Annotated in this window: 18 protein-coding genes and 2 pseudogenes; 12 read left to right on the plus strand and 8 right to left on the minus strand. The window is 73.9% G+C overall.

All coding sequences use genetic code 11. The features are described from left to right. The first annotated feature begins 361 nt into the window (after nt 1-361). Nucleotides 362-1300, plus strand: coding sequence for a cation diffusion facilitator family transporter (locus QC029_RS03395; RefSeq protein ID WP_279553823.1), 939 nt, complete (start codon nt 362-364; stop codon nt 1298-1300). A gap of 142 nt (nt 1301-1442) precedes the next feature. Next, entirely contained in the window at nt 1443-2003 is a 561-nt protein-coding gene (idi, locus tag QC029_RS03400) for an isopentenyl-diphosphate Delta-isomerase (RefSeq protein ID WP_279553824.1), read from the plus strand. Nucleotides 2004-2029: 26 nt separating this feature from the next. On the opposite strand, the pseudogene QC029_RS03405 reads toward idi, so the two are convergent. Further along, nucleotides 2030-2539, minus strand: a pseudogene (locus tag QC029_RS03405) (ATP-binding protein); the annotation flags it as partial. Nucleotides 2540-2910: 371 nt separating this feature from the next. On the opposite strand from QC029_RS03405, the gene QC029_RS03410 reads away from it, so the two are divergent. The 4 genes from QC029_RS03410 (at nt 2911) to QC029_RS03425 (ending at nt 7330) form a co-directional block, all read left to right on the plus strand. Beyond that, nucleotides 2911-3702 carry an enoyl-CoA hydratase/isomerase family protein gene (locus QC029_RS03410; RefSeq protein WP_279553825.1) on the plus strand — a complete coding sequence of 264 codons (792 nt, stop codon included), beginning with the start codon at nt 2911-2913 and terminating at the stop codon, nt 3700-3702. A gap of 9 nt (nt 3703-3711) precedes the next feature. After that, entirely contained in the window at nt 3712-4575 is an 864-nt protein-coding gene (locus tag QC029_RS03415; RefSeq protein ID WP_279553826.1) for a hypothetical protein, read from the plus strand. A 91-nt stretch (nt 4576-4666) separates the two neighbouring features. Continuing rightward, nucleotides 4667-4792: an LPFR motif small protein gene (locus QC029_RS03420; RefSeq protein ID WP_269846161.1), complete on the plus strand. Its 126-nt coding sequence runs from the start codon at nt 4667-4669 to the stop codon at nt 4790-4792. Between the two features lie 90 nt (nt 4793-4882). Further along, on the plus strand, nt 4883-7330 hold the full coding sequence (locus tag QC029_RS03425) for a Tex family protein (RefSeq protein ID WP_279553961.1): 2448 nt from the start codon (nt 4883-4885) through the stop codon (nt 7328-7330). A gap of 46 nt (nt 7331-7376) precedes the next feature. On the opposite strand, the gene QC029_RS03430 is transcribed toward QC029_RS03425, so the two are convergent. Beyond that, complete coding sequence (locus tag QC029_RS03430) at nt 7377-7847, minus strand: hypothetical protein (RefSeq protein ID WP_279553827.1); 471 nt, start codon at nt 7845-7847, stop codon at nt 7377-7379. A 194-nt stretch (nt 7848-8041) separates the two neighbouring features. Between QC029_RS03430 and QC029_RS03435 the strand changes: the two genes are divergently transcribed. Together QC029_RS03435 and QC029_RS03440 are read left to right on the plus strand one after the other, a co-directional pair. Next, nucleotides 8042-9022, plus strand: a complete 981-nt coding sequence (locus tag QC029_RS03435; RefSeq protein WP_279553828.1) for an acyl-ACP desaturase — start codon at nt 8042-8044, stop codon at nt 9020-9022. A 369-nt stretch (nt 9023-9391) separates the two neighbouring features. Next, the gene (locus tag QC029_RS03440) at nt 9392-10249 is read left to right on the plus strand and encodes a glycoside hydrolase family 16 protein (protein WP_279553829.1); all 858 of its coding nucleotides are present in this window, start codon (nt 9392-9394) and stop codon (nt 10247-10249) included. Nucleotides 10250-10329: 80 nt separating this feature from the next. Here QC029_RS03440 and QC029_RS03445 read toward each other — a convergent pair whose 3' ends face one another. The 3 genes from QC029_RS03445 to QC029_RS03455 all read right to left on the minus strand — a co-directional run bounded on the left by QC029_RS03445 (nt 10330) and on the right by QC029_RS03455 (nt 12177). Next, the gene (locus QC029_RS03445; protein WP_279553830.1) at nt 10330-11025 is read right to left on the minus strand and encodes an ester cyclase; all 696 of its coding nucleotides are present in this window, start codon (nt 11023-11025) and stop codon (nt 10330-10332) included. Nucleotides 11026-11114: 89 nt separating this feature from the next. Then, nucleotides 11115-11606, minus strand: coding sequence for an ATP-binding protein (locus QC029_RS03450; RefSeq protein WP_279553831.1), 492 nt, complete (start codon nt 11604-11606; stop codon nt 11115-11117). 100 nt (nt 11607-11706) lie between these two features. Further along, nucleotides 11707-12177, minus strand: coding sequence for a DUF2199 domain-containing protein (locus QC029_RS03455; protein WP_279553962.1), 471 nt, complete (start codon nt 12175-12177; stop codon nt 11707-11709). Between the two features lie 225 nt (nt 12178-12402). On the opposite strand from QC029_RS03455, the gene QC029_RS31045 reads away from it, so the two are divergent. The 3 genes and pseudogenes from QC029_RS31045 (at nt 12403) to QC029_RS03465 (ending at nt 13440) form a co-directional block, all read left to right on the plus strand. Then, on the plus strand, nt 12403-12531 hold the full coding sequence (locus QC029_RS31045; RefSeq protein WP_336621555.1) for a hypothetical protein: 129 nt from the start codon (nt 12403-12405) through the stop codon (nt 12529-12531). Nucleotides 12532-12764: 233 nt separating this feature from the next. Beyond that, nucleotides 12765-13261 (plus strand): annotated as a pseudogene (locus QC029_RS31050) (DUF5753 domain-containing protein). Further along, the gene (locus QC029_RS03465) at nt 13258-13440 is read left to right on the plus strand and encodes a DUF397 domain-containing protein (protein WP_279553832.1); all 183 of its coding nucleotides are present in this window, start codon (nt 13258-13260) and stop codon (nt 13438-13440) included. Before QC029_RS31050 ends, QC029_RS03465 begins: the two are co-directional and overlap by 4 nt. A 46-nt stretch (nt 13441-13486) precedes the next feature. Here QC029_RS03465 and QC029_RS03470 read toward each other — a convergent pair whose 3' ends face one another. The 3 genes from QC029_RS03470 to QC029_RS03480 form a co-directional block, all read right to left on the minus strand. Continuing rightward, nucleotides 13487-14260 (minus strand): ABC-2 family transporter protein, encoded by a 774-nt coding sequence (locus QC029_RS03470; RefSeq protein ID WP_279553964.1) that lies wholly within the window; start codon nt 14258-14260, stop codon nt 13487-13489. A gap of 92 nt (nt 14261-14352) precedes the next feature. Continuing rightward, nucleotides 14353-15174 (minus strand): ABC-2 family transporter protein, encoded by an 822-nt coding sequence (locus QC029_RS03475; protein WP_279553833.1) that lies wholly within the window; start codon nt 15172-15174, stop codon nt 14353-14355. Beyond that, nucleotides 15174-16307, minus strand: coding sequence for an ATP-binding cassette domain-containing protein (locus QC029_RS03480; RefSeq protein WP_279553834.1), 1134 nt, complete (start codon nt 16305-16307; stop codon nt 15174-15176). The genes QC029_RS03475 and QC029_RS03480 overlap by 1 nt, the downstream gene beginning before the upstream one ends. Nucleotides 16308-16482: 175 nt before the next feature. Between QC029_RS03480 and QC029_RS03485 the strand changes: the two genes are divergently transcribed. Then, nucleotides 16483-17862, plus strand: coding sequence for an alpha/beta hydrolase domain-containing protein (locus QC029_RS03485; RefSeq protein ID WP_279553835.1), 1380 nt, complete (start codon nt 16483-16485; stop codon nt 17860-17862). The last annotated feature ends 162 nt before the right edge of the window (nt 17863-18024 follow it).

Below are 18024 nucleotides of genomic sequence, written 5' to 3' on the forward strand. Positions count from 1 at the left end.
CGTGACGCAGTCATGGCACAGCCATGACGCAGCCATGGCACAGCCGTGACGCAGCCATGACGCGGCCGTGACCGCGTCACGAAGGACCCGCGGCGCGGCCGTGACGCGGCAGAACACCCCGGCGCGGGGTGCTCCGGACGGCGGTCCCGGTCCCGGAGAGCGAGTCCCCACGGCGCCCCCCCTACCGGAACCAACTCCTCCGGATGGCGGGCGCGACAAGAAGACGCAGGTGGAAAGCGCAGGTCAAAGGGGATGACAACGGTGTTCAGTGCCGCGTTGCCCCATACCCCCCGCCCGTAGTTCACTGAGATCGTCCGCAGGGTCGTCCGCGACACTGACCGCGATACGGGAGGCATCACCCATGGGCGCAGGGCACAACCACGGCGGGTCGCGGCCCGGCGGACCGGGCACGGCGGGCGCCGCGTACCGGGGGCGGCTGCGCGCCGCCCTGGCCATCGCGGTCGTCCTGCTGATCGCCGAGCTCGTGGGCGCCGCGCTGACCGGCTCCCTGGCGCTGCTGGCGGACGCCGGCCATGTGGCGACCGACGCGATCGGCATCGGGATGGCGCTGCTGGCGATCCACGTCGCCAACCGGCCCGGCGGCAGCGAGCGGCGCACCTTCGGCTTCGCCCGGGCCGAGATCCTGGCCGCGTTGCTGAACTGCCTGCTGCTGCTCGGGGTCGGCGGCTACATCCTGGTGGAGGCCGTCGACCGGCTGCGCCACCCGGCGGAGGTGCCCGGCGGGCTGACGGTCCTCTTCGGCGTCGTCGGCCTGGCCCTCAACGGCCTGTCCCTGGCCCTGCTGATGCGCGGGCAGCGGGAGAGCCTGAACGTGCGCGGTGCCTTCCTGGAGGTGGCGGCGGACGCCCTGGGCTCGCTGGCGGTGATCGTCGCCGCGCTGGTGATCGTGCTCACCGGCTGGCGGCAGGCCGACCCGATCGCCTCGCTGCTGATCGCGGTGCTGATCGTGCCGCGCACGGTGAAGCTGGCGCGCGAGGCGATCGACGTCCTGCTGGAGGCCGCGCCCCGGCACGTGGACATGGCCGAGGTGCGGGCGCACATCCTGGGGGTGCGCGGGGTGGAGGACCTGCACGACCTGCACGTGTGGACCATCACCTCCGGCATGCCGGTGCTCTCCGCGCACGTGGTGGTCGGCCGGGAGGCGCTGGAGGCCGAGGGCCACGACAGGATCCTGCGGGACCTCCAGAACTGCCTGGGGCGGCACTTCGCCGTCGAGCACTGCACGTTCCAGCTGGAGCCGCACGGGCACGCGGCGCGCGAGGGGCGGCTGTGCCACTGACGCCGCGCCGGGCGCCCCGTGGTGCGCGCCCGGCGTCCCGCGGCAGGCCGGCGAGCGGCGCCCGGCGGTGTGCGGCACACTGGACCGGACAGTCGGAACATCGGAGAACCGCCGTTCCGGCGCGTTCTGGTGAAAGGCGGACATGACGAACGGCACGGCGGACCCGATCATGCTCGAGTTGGTCGACGAGGACGGTACGACGATCGGGACCGCGGAGAAGCTGTCCGCCCACCAGGCCCCCGGCCGGCTGCACCGGGCCTTCTCCGTCTTCCTCTTCGACGACATGGGCCGGCTGCTGCTCCAGCGCAGGGCGCTGGGCAAGTACCACTCCCCCGGCGTGTGGTCCAACACCTGCTGCGGCCACCCCTACCCCGGCGAGCCGCCCTTCGTCGCCGCCGCGCGCCGGGTCGGCGAGGAGCTGGGCGTGGCGCCCTGGCTGATGCGGGAGGCGGGCACGGTGCGCTACAACCACCCGGACCCGGCCTCCGGCCTGGTCGAGCAGGAGTACAACCACCTCTTCGCGGGGCTGGTGCGCGACGTCCCGCGGCCGGACCCGGAGGAGATCGCCGAGACGGCGTTCGTGACCCCCGAGGAACTGCTCAAGCGCCACGAGGCGGACCCGTTCTCGGCCTGGTTCATGACGGTGCTGGACGCGGCGCGCGGCGGCATCCGCGAGGTGGCCGGGCGCTCGGCGGGCTGGTGACGCCCGCGGCGGGCCGCCCGGCGGGGTCAGCGGGCCGGTGACGGCGGCGTCGACGGGGGTGCCCACGGCGGTGTCGACGGCGGCAGGGGCGTCAGGGGTGTCAGGGGTGTCAGGGGCAGCGTGACCCGCACCACCTTGCCGCCGGAGGCGGTCTGCTCGACCTCGCAGCTCCCGCCCGCCTCGGCGACGGTGGCCTTGACCAGGAGCAGTCCCCGTCCCCCGGTGTGCTCGTGCGCCGGTTCGGCGGCCAGCGCCGCGGGACGGTAGGGATGGCCGTCCTCCACCCCCAGACGCACCCAGCCGGCGCCGAGGGAGACCTCGACGCCGATCTCCGCGGAGAGCAGGGCGGCGTGCCGTACGGCGTTGGTGACCAGCTCGGAGACGATCAGCGACAGGCTGTGCACCAGTTCGTCGGGGACGGGCGCCCGTCTGCGGCGGACGAGGTCCCGCACGGCGTGGCGCGCCCGGGGCACGGAGGACTCCCGCACCGGGGCGGTGAACCGCCAGGTGCCCTCGTACGGCTCGGGCCGGGGCGGAGGCTGGAGCCGTGCCTGCGGCCGGGGCCGCGGTGGCGGTGGTGGTGGCGGCGGCGGTACAACCTGCCGGTCCGGCGCCGCGACCGGCGTCCGTCCGCCCTGGTCAGGGAAGGAATCCCCGCGGATCTCCATCTGCCGTACCCCGCTCTCGGCTCTCGCCGGCCGTTCCCGCCCGGCCCGGTTCCGGACCGGTTCTCCCGTCGAGTGTTGGCCCGCGGTGCGGGCGGTCCGGCCGGGTGACTGCAAGTCGGCACTTATCGATGGCAATTGACAGAAGACTTACGCGCCGTTCGCGACCGTGACCGGCCTTGCGCGACCGGTTCCGCGGCCCCCGCGACGGTCCCGGACACCCGGCCGTTACGATCCGGCCCATGCCCCCGCACACCCCGCCGGACGGCAGCCCGGCCCTGCTGGTCTCCGCCGAGGACGGCGTCGCCACCCTCACCATCCGCAACCCGGCCAAGCGCAACGCGATGACGCCGGAGATGTGGCGCCGGGTGCCCGCCGAGCTGGAGCGGCTGGCGGCCGACCCCGCCGTGCGGGCGCTGGTCCTCACCGGCGAGGGCGGCACCTTCTGCGCGGGCGCCGACATCACCGCCCTGCGCGAGGGCGACGAGGAGTCCCGCGGCCTGGCGGTGGCCGCCGAGGAGGCCCTGGCGGCTTTCCCGCGGCCCACGCTCGCCGCCGTACGCGGCCACTGCGTGGGCGGCGGCTGCCAGCTCGCCGTCGCCTGCGACCTGCGCTTCGCCGCCGAGGACGCCCTGTTCGGCATCACCCCGGCCCGGCTCGGCATCGTCTACGGCGCCTCCTCCACCCGGCGCCTGGTCTCCCTGGTCGGCCCGGCCACCGCCAAGTACCTGCTGTTCTCCGGCGAGCTGATCGGCGCCGGGCGGGCCCTGCGCACCGGACTGGTCGACGAGGTGCACCCGGCGGACGAGCTGGACGGGCGGGTCGCGGCGTTCGCGCGCCTGCTCGTCTCGCGCTCGCAGCTCACCCAGGCCGCCGCCAAGGAGTTCGCCGGCGCCGCGGACGGGCCCGTGCGGCCGGAGCGGATCGCGTACTGGGAGGAGCGCGCCCGGGAGAGCGGCGAGCGGGCCGAGGGGGTCGCCGCCTTCCTGGAGCGGCGCGCCCCGGTTTTCACCTGGCCTCTTACCGGCGGGTAACGTTCGGGCATGACGTCCCTCCCCGCGAAGGCCGGACGGCGCTGCCACGCCGTCGTCAACCCGCTGCACTCGGCCCTCTACTTCGCCCCCGACCTGGCCGGAGAGCTGGCCCCCTACGGCATCGAGGACCCCTCCGCGGTCTACTTCGCCGGGCGCGCCGCCGCGCTGGGCCGGGTCGGCCCCGGGGCCGTCACCGCGGTCTTCTACAACTTCCACCACGACCTCGTCGCCCGCCACGTGCCGGGCGTGTGGGAGCTGGCCGCCCCCGAGACCGTGCTCGCCGCGCGGCTGCGCGCCGCCGACTCCCTGCTGCGGCGGCTCCTGGGCGAGGAGGCGGTGGCCTCCGAGGAGATGGCCGAGGCCGCCGCGCTGGCGCTGCGCGCCGCCGAGGCGTGCACCCGCGCGGGCCGCCCGCTGTACGCCGCGCTCGCCGACCTCCCCGTGCCCGAGGCCCCGCACCTGGCGCTGTGGCACGGCGCCTCGCTGCTGCGCGAGCACCGCGGCGACGCGCACGTCGCCGTCCTCCTGCGCGCCGGGCTGGACCCGCTGGAGGCGCTGGTCAGCCACACCGCCGGCGGCCGCGGCATGCGCCCCAAGTGGGTGCTGGCCACCCGCGGTTACGGCCGCCGGGACTGGGAGGAGGCCCAGGAGCGGCTGCGCGGGCGCGGACTGCTGGACGGCGACGGCGAGTTGACCGGGGCCGGAACGGAACTGCGCAGGGCGCTGGAGGAGGAGACCGACCGGCTCGACCGCGCGCCGTACGAGCACCTGGGCGCGGCGGGCACCGAGCGGCTGACCGAGCTGTGCGGCGCCTTCACCGGCGCGGCCCTCGGCGCGGGCGCCTTCCCCGCGGACCTGGTCGGCAAGGGCTGAACGGATTCCGGGGGACGCTCCAGGAGGGGCGAAAACCGGCCAAGTCGGGCAGAAGGCGTTTGTCCGGAACGTGAGCGGTCACGCGTTTCCCATGTTCCGAGCCATAGCAGACGCACTCCGTACCGTGGGCGGCGCCATCGCGACCGTGGTGACGCTCCCCTTCCGACTCCTCGCCCGCCTCTTCGGCGGAGCTTCGCACGCCGGACGCCGCGTCTGACCGTCCGCCTGTCGGTGCGGCCTGTAACAATGCGGGCTACCGGGGGGAGCACCCAGCACCGAGAAGGCGGAACGGATCGTGACACAGTCCATCGGAGAGACGCCCGTCGAGGGCGCGGCACCGGCCGGCACGTCCGGCGCGGCGTCCGTCGAGGGCAGGATCGCCGAGGAACTCGGCGTACGGGAACGGCAGGTCAGGGCCGCCGTCGAACTGCTCGACGGCGGCTCGACCGTGCCGTTCGTCGCGCGCTACCGCAAGGAGGCCACCGGCGGCCTGGACGACGCGCAGCTGCGCACCCTGGAGGAGCGGCTGCGCTACCTGCGGGAGCTGGAGGAGCGGCGGACGGCGATCCTGGAGTCCGTGCGCTCCCAGGGCAAGCTCGACGCCGAGCTGGAGGCCCGCATCCGGGCGGCCGACTCCAAGGCGCGCCTGGAGGACATCTACCTGCCCTACAAGCCCAAGCGGCGCACCAAGGCGCAGATCGCCCGCGAGGCGGGCCTGGAGCCGCTGGCCGACGGCCTGCTGGGCGACCCGTCCGTGGAGCCGGCCACCGCCGCGGCGGCGTTCGTCGACCCGGACAGGGGCGTCGCGGACGCCTCCGCCGCGCTGGAGGGCGCGCGGGCGATCCTCACCGAGCGCTTCGGCGAGGACGCCGACCTGATCGGCGAGCTGCGCGAGACGATGTGGCGGCGCGGCCGGCTCGTGGCGAGGGTGCGCGAGGGCAAGGAGGAGCAGGGCGCCAAGTTCGCCGACTACTTCGACTTCTCCGAGCCCTTCACCGAACTGCCCTCGCACCGGGTGCTGGCGATGCTCCGCGGCGAGAAGGAGGAGGTCCTCGACCTCACCCTCGACCCGGAGCCGGAGCCCGCCGCCGGGGAGTCCGGGGAGGGCGGAGCCCTGCGCGAGACCACCGGCCCCGGCGAGTACGAGCGCGCCGTCGCCCGCCGGTTCGGCATCGAGGACCGCGGCCGTCCCGCCGACCGCTGGCTGGCCGACACCGTGCGCTGGGCCTGGCGCACCCGCATCCTGGTGCACCTGGGCATCGACCTGCGGCTGCGGCTGCGCACCGCCGCGGAGGACGAGGCGGTCGCGGTGTTCGCGGCCAACCTGCGCGACCTGCTGCTGGCCGCCCCGGCCGGCACCCGCGCCACCATGGGCCTGGACCCGGGCTTCCGCACGGGCGTGAAGGTCGCCGTCGTCGACGCCACCGGCAAGGTGGCCGCCACCGACACGATCTACCCGCACGTCCCGCAGAACCGCTGGAAGGAGTCGCTGGCGACCCTGGCGCGGCTGGCGCGCGAGCACCGCGTCGAGCTGATCGCCATCGGCAACGGCACCGCCTCCCGCGAGACGGACAGGCTCGCGGCCGAACTGTGCGCGGCGCACCCGGAGCTGAAGCTGACCAAGGTGATGGTCTCCGAGGCGGGCGCCTCGGTGTACTCCGCCTCGGCCTTCGCCTCCAGGGAGCTGCCCGACCTGGACGTCTCGCTGCGCGGCGCGGTCTCCATCGCCCGGCGCCTGCAGGACCCGCTGGCCGAACTCGTCAAGATCGACCCCAAGTCGATCGGCGTGGGCCAGTACCAGCACGACGTCTCCGAGGTGAAGCTGTCGCGCTCGCTGGACGCGGTCGTGGAGGACTGCGTGAACGGCGTCGGCGTGGACGTCAACACCGCCTCGGCCCCGCTGCTGTCGCGGGTGTCGGGCATCGGCGCGGGCCTGGCGGAGAACATCGTCGCCCACCGCGACGCCAACGGCCCCTTCCGCAGCCGCAGGAGCCTCAAGGACGTCTCCCGCCTCGGCCCCAAGGCGTACGAGCAGTGCGCGGGCTTCCTGCGGATCCGCGGCGGCGACGACCCGCTGGACGCGTCCGCCGTCCACCCCGAGGCGTACCCGGTGGTGCGCCGGATGGTGAAGGCCACCGGCAGCGACGTCGCGGCGCTCATCGGCAACACGCAGGTGCTGCGCAGCCTGCGGCCGCAGGAGTTCGTGGACGACACCTTCGGCCTGCCGACGGTCAACGACATCCTCAGGGAGCTGGAGAAGCCCGGCCGCGACCCGCGTCCGGCCTTCCAGACGGCGACCTTCAGGGAGGGCGTGGAGAAGATCGGCGACCTGGAGCCGGGCATGGTCCTGGAGGGCGTGGTCACCAACGTCGCCGCGTTCGGCGCCTTCGTGGACGTCGGCGTCCACCAGGACGGGCTGGTCCACGTCTCGGCGATGTCGAAGACGTTCGTGAAGGACCCGCGCGACGTGGTGAAGTCCGGCGACATCGTGAAGGTCAAGGTGCTGGACGTGGACGTGCCGCGCAAGCGGATCTCGCTGACCCTGCGGCTCGACGACGAGACCGGCCCCGGCGCGGGCGGCGGCGACCGTCCGGCGCGCGGTCAGCGCGGCGGCGGGCAGCGCGGCGGGCAGCGTGCCGCCGCCCCGCGCCAGCGCCAGGGCGACCGGCGGGGCGGCGGTGGCGGCCAGCGCCGCGAGGCCGCCCCGGCCAACAGCGAGATGGCCGAGGCCCTGCGGCGCGCGGGCCTGCTCTGACGCCCCGGTGACGCGGTGGGGCGCCGCCCCACCGCGTCACCCGGCTTCACCGCGGTTCCCGGTCGCCCTGTCCCCCGGCCACCACCACGGTGAAGCTCACCGCTCCGTCCGGTTCCCGCTTCAGGGATTCCGCGTCGCCGCCGGTGTGCTCCATCAGATACCGGGCCATCTCCCGGGTCGGACTTCCGGCCTGCGGCCCCGTCCCGTCGGTCCCGGCCGAGTCGGGGTCGTGACGCGGCAGGTCCACCACGGTCGGCTGCCCGAAGGCGAACGGCTTCGCGACGGCCGCCACCACCACCCGCACCCGCGGTGCCGCGCCCCTCCCCCGCCTCTCCTCGAACAGCGTGAGCCGCACGTTCCCCATGCCGTCGTCCATGCTCCACGGCAGCGTCCACTCCAGCACCCCGGGGATCTCCCCGGTGCGGCCGCTCACCGGGTCCTCGGCCAGTGGTCCGAGTGCCGCGAGAACGGCCTCCAGATGCCTCAGGACGTACTTCTGCCAGACCTCCAGCGTCATGGCCTCCCCCCTTCCCTCCACGCCGGCAACGCGCCCGCGGGGCCCGGAGGTTCCCGTGTCCCCCGGGCCGCCGGGCACACATCGTTCACGCCCCCTCACAGAACCGATCTTGCCTTTCCCTGTCCGCTAACCTACGGTTTCGTAACCTACGGACCCGTAGGTCATCCCCCGTTCCCGACCCCCGTGGAGACTCCATGACCCTCACCACCCCGCACACCCCCGGTTCGGAGCAGTGGACGGACGCACGTCTGCTCTACGCCCTGGAAGAGGTGGTGGAGAGGGAACTCAACCGTCATCTGGCGGTCGCCAAGGACTGGATGCCGCACGAGTACGTGCCCTGGAGCGACGGCCGCAACTTCGACGGCCCGCTCGGCGGCGACCCCTGGGAGCCGGAGCAGTCCAGGGTCACCGACATCGGCCGCATCGCCCTGGTGGTCAACCTGCTGACCGAGGACAACCTCCCCAGCTACCACCACGAGATCGCCACCCTCTTCGGCCGCGACGGCGCCTGGGGCACCTGGGTGCACCGCTGGACCGCCGAGGAGGGGCGGCACGGCATCGTGATGCGCGACTACCTGCTGACCTCCCGCGCCGTGGACCCGGTGAAGCTGGAGGAGTTCCGGATGGCGCACATGTCGGAGGGGTTCGAGTCCGACAACCGGCACTCGATGCTCCACTCCGTCGCCTACGTCGCCTTCCAGGAGCTGGCCACCCGCATCTCCCACCGCAACACCGGCCACCAGTCCGGCGATCCGGTCTGCGACCGGATGCTGGCCCGCATCGCCACCGACGAGAACCTGCACATGGTCTTCTACCGCAACCTGCTGCGGGCGGCCTTCGAACTGGCCCCGGACCAGACCATGCAGGCCGTGCGCGACGTGGTGGTGAACTTCCGGATGCCCGGCCACGGCATGCCCGGCTTCGAGCGGGCCGCCGCGCAGATGGCGATCGGCGGCATTTACAACCTGCGCATCCACCACGACGACGTGCTCCAGCCGGTGCTGCGCCACCTGAAGGTCCTGGAGATCGGCGGCCTCGGCCCGGAGGGCCTCAAGGCCCAGGAGGAGCTGGGCCTGTACCTGGGCGGCCTGGACGACGAGGCCCGCAAGCTCGACGAGCGCCTGGCCGCCCGCCGCGCCCGCATCGAGGCCCGCAAGGCGGCCTCCGGGGCCTGAGGCCCCTCGCGGCACCCCGGACCCCCGGCGGGCCGCGCCTCACCACGCCGCCGTGCCCGCCTCACACCCACCCCCGTGCCCGCCCCGTGAACCGCCACGGGGCGGGCACGGCGGCGCCGGCCCGGAACGGGGCAGCAGGTCCGGACCATTGACACGGATGTCGTCGCGGCCGATCCTGAGAGCGCTCTCATAACGTCCACCGCCGTTCCGCCCCCGGACGACGTCCGGCAACCGCCCGGCGGACCGGGCCGGACGTCCCCCGGATGAGCCCCTCACGATGGAGAGACCATGCCCCACACATCGTCTCCGCCCCGAACCCGCCGCGGAGCCCGGCGCCTGCGATGGCTCACGGCCGTCGCGGCGGCCGCCATGTCCGGTGTCCTCTTCGCCAACTCGGCCGCGGCGGCCCCCGTCACGGAGCACTGGACCGGCGACTCCCCCTACTTCTCCCGGACATCGGCTCCCGGCGGCACCGTCGGCGTCGTGTCGATGGACGGCACCACCGACGGCCGCGCGCTCCGGCTCAGGCTCGGCGCCCGCCCCGGCGTCGGCCCGGGCAACGGCGTGGAGATCAGCAGCAACCAGAGCACCTACCGCTACGGCACCTACGGCACCCGCATCAGGACGGCCGACTGCACCGGGCAGGGCCGCCTCGGCGTCGTCACCGGGACCTTCACCTACTCCACCGACCACTCCGACGCCAACGGCAACGGCCTGCCGGACAACGACGAGATCGACATCGAGGTCCTCTGCGCCCAGCCCCACGTCGTCTGGCTGACCATCTGGACCGACTACGACGGGTCGGTGGCGCCGGGGCAGCCGATCCCCGTCCGCAAGATCTCCCGCGCGATCGACATGCGCACCGGGAAGGTCCTGCACAACTGCTACATGGTGCGGCTCGGCGGGGACTGCCAGACCGAGCTGCCGGGCGAGAACAGCCCCGCGAGCGTCACGCCCGTGCCCGGCTTCAACTCCTCCACCCAGTTCCACACCTTCATGTTCGACTGGCAGCCGGACTCGGTGACCTTCTGGACCCACGACGCCGACGGGCGCAGGAACGTGCTCTGGGACTACCGCGGCCCGGCCTCCCGCATCCCGGACAAGCCGTCGGCCTTCATGCAGAACGTCTGGCACACCAACCAGTGGGACCCGCTGGACGGCCCGGCCCGGGAGCAGCCCCAGGTCGCGATCTCCGCCCACGTCGACTCCACCACGCTCCCCCGCTGATCCCGGCGGCCCTGCGGAACGCGGGAGGGCCGGGCCCGGTCCGGTCCAGCCCTCCCCGGTCCGGTCCGGCTCGGCCCGGATCAGATCTCGACGGCGCCGACCTGCCGCAGCAGCCCGAGGTCGTCCCAGTTCCACCAGCTCTCCGCGATCTTCCCGTCCACGAAGCGGAAGGTGGCGTGGCCGGTCCCGCTGACCTCCTTGCCGGTGGGCTCCAGCCCCTGGTACGTCCCCGAGTGGCGGCCGGTGTAGGACAGCCGCGCGCACACCTTGTCGCCCTCGGCGAACAGGTCCTCGATGACCATCACCGGCTGGAACGCCTCCAGGATCTCCTGGTTCTCCTCCTTGGCCTGCGCGAGCCTGACCTCGTAGGAGGAGAGCGAGGGGTCGTGCTCGCAGTAGTCGTCGGTGCACAGCCCGTCGGCCGCGTCGAGGTTCCGCCCGTTGATCACCTCCTCGATGAAGGTGCGGGCCACGCCGGTGTTGAACTGCTCGTCCCGGAAGACCTCCAGGTCCGTGAAGGTCGGCTCCTCGTCGCAGGCCTCCACCAGCCGCTGGAAGATCCGGTCGGTCTCGGGCAGGCGGGAGTTCCGCATCGCCTCCTCGTAGGAGGGGAACTCCACGATCTCCACCACGTGGTCGGGGTCGGAGCGGTCCCGCGCGACGACCGAGTGGGTGGCCGTCCGCTTGCCCTGGGTCGCCTGGACCCAGTCGCCCATCAGCCGGTCCAGCTCGTCGGCCTGGTGGGTCTTGCAGTCGATGACCTGGATGAACGTCATGGTGTCGCCTCCCACCGTCGGAGAAGTCGAGGCAGTTCCAGGCTATCGCCGCCATGCGACGTATGTCCGCACTGATTCTCTTCATCCCGCTATGGTCCGCCTCCGTCCCCGCCGCCGGTCTCCCCGAGGGCGAACTCGGCCCAGACGGTCTTCCCGCAGTACAGCCGGTCGGCCACGCCCCAGCGGGCGGCCAGGGCCTCCACCAGCACCAGTCCCCGCCCGGACTCCGCGTCCGGAGCCGGCACGGGGACGGGCGCCGTGGGATCCGGCCGCCTGCCGCCGTGTGCGTCGGCGACCTCGACACGGAGCGTGTCGGGCCGCAGCAGCCCCGGCCCGACGAGCAGCCGGAGCTGGAAGTGCCGCCCGGCCACACGGCCGTGCGTGACGGCGTTGGCGGCCGGCTCGGCCACGACGGCGGAAACGGCCTCCGCCACCTCGTGGTCCCGCGGCCACCCCCAGGCGGCGAGCTGCCGCGCCGCCGTCAGCCGCGCGTGCCGCGCCCCGTGCGGCGTCGAGGGCAGGAGCCGGGTGAACGTGTGCGTGGGAGCGGGGAGTTCGACTGGAACGATCTGCGAGTTCACGTCACCGAGCGTGTCCGATCACCGGCGCTCCGGCCGGCACCGGGGCCCGTGCCCCCCGCAGCCGTCCGGGACCCCGCCCCGCCCGTACGGCCACGGCGCCTCAGGCGTCCCGGACGTCGAGGCCACCGGGGTGCAGGACGGCCTCGGCTATCTCCCTCACCCGGTCCGGCGTCATGCCGGTGCGCTGCTCGACGGCGAGGGGGTGACCGGTGGGCTCCAGTTCGACGAAGGGGCGCACGCCGACCGCGCGGGTGTGGACGTTCGTCCTCAGGTTGACGGTGCTGGGCGAGTAGAGGGCCAGCTCGGTGCTCAGCCAGCCGAAGTACGGGGCCTCGCGCTCCCTGCCGGGCGTGTCCCACAGCTCCGCGGTGCGGGCGAAGCACTCCCGGCTCAGGGAGACCCACACGCCCCAGGAGAAGGGCTCCTCGCTGCCGGCGACGGGTATCTCGACCAGCCCCTTGACGAAGAAGTGCTCGCCCTTGATCACGCACTGGTCGGAGGAGAGCAGGCTGTCGGGGTCGTCGGCGAGGCTCCCGTCCCAGAAGTCGGGAGCCGCCGCGGAGTAGCCCATCGGGAGCTCCGGATGGTGTTCGCCGCAGCGCGAGCAGGTGAAACCGGGTTCGTTCGTCACGGCGCGAGCCTAACGTCCGCCTCCGACAACGCCGTTCGGCCGCGGTGTCGCCCGGCGTCGTACAGGGTGCGCCGGTCCGGGACGCCGGGGACGCCGTACGGCACGCCCGGGGTGACGGCGGCCGGGTCCGGCCGTTGGTCACGGCGAGTACGGGAGGGAGCGGGCATGACCGGGGCGGAGCAGTGGCAGGCGTCGGCCGACGGCGAGGGGACGGACCGGGAGGCGGAGCGGGTCGACCCCGTACTGCGGGTCGTCGGCAAGCAGATCAAGGTGCTGCGGGAGCGGCGGGGCTGACCCAGCCGGAGTCCGGCCGCCGCATCGGCTACGGCATCGACATGGTCTCGTCGGTGGAGCGCGGCAAGCGCCCGCCCCGGGAGCAGTTCGTCGACGGCGCCGAACGGGAACTGGACGGCCGCGGGATCTTCCACGCCGTCAGGGAGGACGTGGAGGAGACACGGTATCCCGCGCGTTTCCGGGAGTTCGCGAAGCTGGAACGCCAGGCGGTCGAGATCCAGATGTACGACCAGATGGTCGTGCCCGGTCTGCTCCAGACCGAGGAGTACGCCCGCGCCATCTATCCGATGCGCCGTCCGGGCCTGGACGAGGAGGCCATCGAGGGCCACGTCGCCGCGCGGATGGCGCGGCGCGCGGTCTTCGAGCGGCGTCCGGCGCCGGTGATGAGCTTCGTCGTGGAGGAGACCGTGCTGCGCCGTCCGCTGGGCGGCCGGCCGGTGCTGCGCGGGCAGTTGCGGCACCTGCTCGACATCGGGCGGCTGCACCACGTGGAACTCCAGATCATGCCGCTGGAGGCGGAGGAGCACGCCGGGCTCGTCGGCTCGCTCGCCCTGCTGGAGATCCCGACCGTCCCAAAGTCGCCTATACCGAATCCCAGGGCCGTAGTGCATGGTTCACGGAGCGGAAGGACGTGCGCGCGTTCGAGGTCCGCTACGGCACGATCCGCGCACAGGCTCTCACCCCGCGTGAGTCCCCGAAACTCGTCGAGAGGCTTCTGGGAGAGTTGTGAACACCGACCTGACCTGGATGAAGAGCAGCCACAGCGACAACGAGGGCGGCAACTGCGTGGAGATAGCCGCCGTCCCGGACGGCGTCCGCGTCCGGGACTCCAAGGACGCCCAGGGCCCCCGACTCGCCTTCACCCACCGCGAGTGGGCCGGCTTCCTGGCGCCGGCCGCCAGGGGCTGACCGGCCGGCGGGCGCCCGCGCGGGACCGGTACGGCGCGGGCGCCCGTCAGCCGTTGACCCCCGTGTAGAACCGCAGGCTCCGGTTCCACAGCAGCCGCGCCGCGACGAAGGCCGCCAGGCCCGCCGCCGGGGACGCCGCGGCCAGCCAGAGCGGGACGCCCAGCGCCGTGCCGTGACCGGTCAGCACGCCGGCCGGGAGGTAGGCGATGAACGCCAGCGGCAGCACGAAGGTGAACACCCCGCTCACCGCCCGCGGCAGGATCGACAGCGGATAGCTGCCGAAGGTCGCCATCAGCTCGTCCACCCAGGTGCTCCAGTAGAAGGTGGACGGGAAGCGCAGCGCGGCGCAGGAGATGGCGGTGAAGACGGCCGACTCCACCAGCATGCCGCCCACCACCCCGGCCGCGAGGAACGCCACCCTCCCGGCCGTCCACGGCTCCGCCGCCTGCTGGACGGCGAAGGCGAACATGGTGGCGCCCACGGCCAGATCGCCCAGGCCGTGGGCGGGGAAGGCCGAGAGCTGGATCTGCCGGTACACGGGCATCGGCCGCAGCAGGCAGGCGTCGAGGACACCCTCCTGCACCAGGAACGACAGGCTGTGGATCCGTCCGAAGACCAGCACGTACAGGGCGTGGCTCAGCATCCGCATGCCGACGATCAGCAGCACGTCCCCGCTGCTCCAGCCGCCCATGCCGGGGAACCGCTGGAGCAGCACGGCGGCGAAGACGATGACGGACGACTGCCAGGCGATGCCGAAGCCGATCGTCATCAGGAACTCGCCGCGGTACTCCAGCTGCGCGCGGAGGTTGAGCCGGGTGATCCGCCAGGCGACGTACCAGGCGCGGGCCCACCGCCGCGGCCGCCTCGCGGAGGGGGGTTCGACGGCGGATCCGGTGGCGAGGGGCACGGCGGTCACCCTCCCTGGGAGACGACGCGGAGTGCGGCGCGGTGCCACAACCACCGGCTGAGCACGGCGAGTCCGGCCACCCACGCCGCCTGCACCAGCAGCGCGTGCGGGGCCTCGGAGAGCGGGATGCGGCCGATGTAGAGGGACAGCGGCGTGTTGAGCGTCGCCTGGAACGGCAGGAAGGCGCTCATCGTGCGGAACCACTCGGGGAAGAACCACAGCGGCGCGAAGGCGCCGGAGAGCAGGTTCTGCGCGAACTGCACGATCCGCAGGGCCGCCCCGTCGCGCAGCGTCCAGAAGCAGAGCAGGTCGGTGAGCAGCATGACGCGGTACAGGACCAGTTGTCCCAGCACCACCCCGGCCAGGAAGGCGGCCCCGGCCCCGGCGGAGGCGGGCGGGGGCAGCACCCCGGCCGCCCGGCAGACCAGGTAGCCGGCCGCCACCCAGGCGAAGCCGTAGAGCTGCTCGCCCAGCGCGCGCAGCGCGTGGTAGCGGCGCGGCGGGATCGGGCGCAGGAACCAGTAGACGATGGTGCCGTGGTGCAGGTGCTGCTGGACGGTGTCCCGCCCGCCGTGCCGGTCCAACTCCCTGATCCGGATGGCGAGTACGGCCAGTACGGCGTAGCCGACGGCCTGCTCCCGGTCGAGTCCGGCGACGGCGCCGTCGGTCTGCGCGTACAGCCCCCGCCACAGGCAGACCACCAGGAACACCTGCACGGTCAGGCGCACGGCGGTGGCGGTGAGCCGGGGCGGGGAGAGCAGCTCGCCCAGCGGGGTGATCCAGACCGTCCGCCAGGGCCGGTGCGGAACCTCGGCGGGTGCCGCCATCAGGCGCTCCGCCCGGCGGTCGCCGCCGCGCCGCCCCCCGTGCCGTCCTCCGCACCACCCGCCGCGCCGTCCTCCGCGCCGTCCTCCGCCGGACGCTCCTCCTGCCGCAGGTAGGCGGCGCGCATCACGTCCTCCAGGTCGTTCTCCTCCAGCGCCAGATCGGTCACCCGGTAGCGCTCGACGATCGCCCGCAGCGCCTGGTGGACGGTGGGCGGGGCGGCACCGCCGGGGCCTCCGGGGCCGTCGGGCCCGAACACCGTGCGCGGCCCCTCCCGGCGCACCACCCGGATCCCGGGCGGCGGCGCGCCCTCCGGCTCGGCCGGGTCGAGCGTCGCGTGCACCTGCCAGGTGCCGCCGAACCGTTCCCGGATCTCGTCCAGCGAGCCGTCCAGCACGATCCGGCCGTGGTTGATCAGCACCACCCGTTCCGCCAGCCGGGCCACCTCGGTCATGTCGTGGGTGGTCAGCAGCACGGTACGGCCGCGCCGTTCCACCTGGTGCCGCAGGAAGGCGCGGACCTGCTCCTTGACCACCACGTCCATGCCGATGGTCGGCTCGTCCAGGAAGACGACCGGTGGGTCGTGGAGCAGCGCGGCGGCCAGATCGCACCGCACCCGCTGGCCGAGCGAGAGGTGGCGCACGCGGGTGTCCCAGAACTCCGACAGCTCCAGCAGGGAGTCGAACTCGGCGAGCCGGGCGCGGTGTTCGGCCTCCGGCACCCCGTAGACGTCGCGGAGGACGGCGAACGACTCGCGGGCCGGCAGGTCCCACCACAGCTGGGTGCGCTGGCCGAAGACGGCCCCGATGTTGCGGGCGTTGCGCTCCCGCTCCCGGTAGGGGATCACTCCGGCGACCCGCGCCTCGCCGGAGGTGGGGGTCAGGATGCCGGTGAGCATCTTGATGGTGGTGGACTTGCCCGCGCCGTTCGGCCCGAGCAGGGCGAGCAGCCGGCCGCGCCCCACGCTGAAGGAGACGTCCCGCACGGCGGTCTTCTCCACCCGCAGCGGATCCACCAGCGACCTCAGCGCGCCGCCGAGGCCGGGCCGCCGCGCCGCGGTCCGGAAGGTCCTGGTCAGGTTCCGGGCGACGATCCCCTCCGCCGCCGTGTCCGAGCCGCCTGCCAACGTCGCCACGCCCCGTCTCCGTCCCTCGCGGTCCCCACGAGGCTGCCGGACCCCGCGGACGGCGGCAAACGATTTCCCGGCGCCGGGACCGGTGATTCGGCCGATGATGCCCCGGCCCCCACCGGCCATCCTCTTCGGGGACGGACGGGCACGCAGCCCGTCCGAGGAGAGGAGCCGGACGCACATGAGCGCATGGCGTGGAACGTCGCGGATCCTGCTGGCCGCTCTGGTCACCGCCACCCTGACCACGGGAGCGGCCGAGGCCGCCCCCCGGCCCGCCCCGGCGGCGACCGGCGTGCCGGTCGTCCAGGGGCCCGTCGCCGGCACGGCCCCCGGCGACCCCTCGGCCCCGGATGTGGAGGACACCCACCCGTGGATGTCCACCGTCACGGACCTGGCCGCCGCCGGGTACGTGGAGGAGGAGTTCTACCTGTCCGGCGAGGCCGACGGCTACGGCACCACCGGCGAACTCGTCGCCTCCGACGTGCCGTACACCACCCGCATCGTCGTCCGCCGCCCCACCGACCCGGGACGCTTCAACGGCACCGTCCTCACCGAGTGGCAGAACGTCACGGCCGGGTACGACCTGGACGCGCTGTGGTCGCCCGAGCAGATCATCCGCGGGGGATACGCCTGGGTCGGCGTCTCCGCCCAGCGGGTCGGCGTGGACCACCTCCGCGGCTGGAGCCCCGCCCGCTACGGGGACCTCGACGTCACCGGCCGGGGCCGCTTCACCGCCGACGAGCTCTCCTACGACGTGTTCGCGCAGGCCGCCAAGGCCCTGCGGACCCGCGAGGGCGCGGCCCCCCTCGGCCCGCTCCGGGCCAGGACGGTGCTGGGCGTCGGGGCGTCGCAGTCCGCCGCGCGGATGACGGTCTACTACGACCGCGTCCTGCCCCGGACGGAACCCGTCTTCGACGCCTACGCCCACGTCGTCGGCACCGCGCCGTCGCGCAGGGGCGCGGAACCGGTGTTCCACGTGCTGTCGGAGACCGACGTGCGCACCCCGGTCCGGCGGGCCGACGACGACCGGTACCGGCGCTGGGAGGTGGCCGGCACCGCGCACTCCGGCTGGCACGGCCAGGAGTACCGCCGTCCGGTCCTCACCCGCGACCTCGGCGCCGCGCCCACCTACGCGTGCGACCGGCCGCCGTTCAGCAGGGCCCCGCTGCACCACGTGATCGCCGCCGCCTACGGCCACCTGGTGCGGTGGGCCGACCACGGCGTCCAGCCGCCGTCCGCGCCTCCGCTGGAGTTCGCCCCCGACGGCACCAAGGCCCGCGACGGGCTCGGCCTGGCGCGCGGCGGCATCAGGCTCTCCCAGGTCGAGGTGCCGACCGCGCTCAACACCGGTGACAACTCCGGGGAGACCTTCTGCTTCCTGTTCGGCACCCACGTCCCGTTCGACAGGGCGCGGCTCGACCGGCTCTACCCCTCGTCCGGCGGCTACGTCTCCGCCGCCCGCCGCGCCGACACGCACAACGTCCTGGCCGGCTACCTGCTGCCCGGCGACGCCCTCCGGAACCTCCGGGAGGCGGTCGCCTCCGGCGTCGGGAGGCGCTGACCGCCGGCGGCGGGCGGGGCGGGGCCGGGCGCTCCCCGTCCCGCCCGCCGGAGGCGTCGCCGCGCCCGCAGGGGGCAGACGGCGCGGTATGAGGACATCGACGAGGACATCGGCTTCGAGGGCGTCGGTACGCGGAAGGGCCAGACGGGCCGCGGGCAGTTC

Origin of the sequence: Streptomyces sp. DH37 (genome assembly GCF_029813835.1) — a bacterium.
Taxonomy (GTDB): Bacteria; Actinomycetota; Actinomycetes; order Streptomycetales; family Streptomycetaceae; genus Streptomyces.

What these genes read in the sequence shown, in the direction of transcription:
- QC029_RS31045 (WP_336621555.1), top strand. Translation starts at nt 12,403, where the DNA reads ATGACCGGGGCGGAGCAGTGGCAGGCGTCGGCCGACGGCGAGGGGACG.
- QC029_RS03485 (WP_279553835.1), top strand. Translation starts at nt 16,483, where the DNA reads ATGAGCGCATGGCGTGGAACGTCGCGGATCCTGCTGGCCGCTCTGGTC.
- QC029_RS03420 (WP_269846161.1), top strand. Translation starts at nt 4,667, where the DNA reads ATGTTCCGAGCCATAGCAGACGCACTCCGTACCGTGGGCGGCGCCATC.
- QC029_RS03395 (WP_279553823.1), top strand. Translation starts at nt 362, where the DNA reads ATGGGCGCAGGGCACAACCACGGCGGGTCGCGGCCCGGCGGACCGGGC.
- QC029_RS03440 (WP_279553829.1), top strand. Translation starts at nt 9,392, where the DNA reads ATGTCCGGTGTCCTCTTCGCCAACTCGGCCGCGGCGGCCCCCGTCACG.
- QC029_RS03475 (WP_279553833.1), bottom strand. Translation starts at nt 15,174, where the DNA reads ATGGCGGCACCCGCCGAGGTTCCGCACCGGCCCTGGCGGACGGTCTGG.
- QC029_RS03430 (WP_279553827.1), bottom strand. Translation starts at nt 7,847, where the DNA reads ATGACGCTGGAGGTCTGGCAGAAGTACGTCCTGAGGCATCTGGAGGCC.
- QC029_RS03445 (WP_279553830.1), bottom strand. Translation starts at nt 11,025, where the DNA reads ATGACGTTCATCCAGGTCATCGACTGCAAGACCCACCAGGCCGACGAG.
- QC029_RS03410 (WP_279553825.1), top strand. Translation starts at nt 2,911, where the DNA reads ATGCCCCCGCACACCCCGCCGGACGGCAGCCCGGCCCTGCTGGTCTCC.
- QC029_RS03415 (WP_279553826.1), top strand. Translation starts at nt 3,712, where the DNA reads ATGACGTCCCTCCCCGCGAAGGCCGGACGGCGCTGCCACGCCGTCGTC.
- QC029_RS03435 (WP_279553828.1), top strand. Translation starts at nt 8,042, where the DNA reads ATGACCCTCACCACCCCGCACACCCCCGGTTCGGAGCAGTGGACGGAC.
- idi (WP_279553824.1), top strand. Translation starts at nt 1,443, where the DNA reads ATGACGAACGGCACGGCGGACCCGATCATGCTCGAGTTGGTCGACGAG.
- QC029_RS03455 (WP_279553962.1), bottom strand. Translation starts at nt 12,177, where the DNA reads ATGGGCTACTCCGCGGCGGCTCCCGACTTCTGGGACGGGAGCCTCGCC.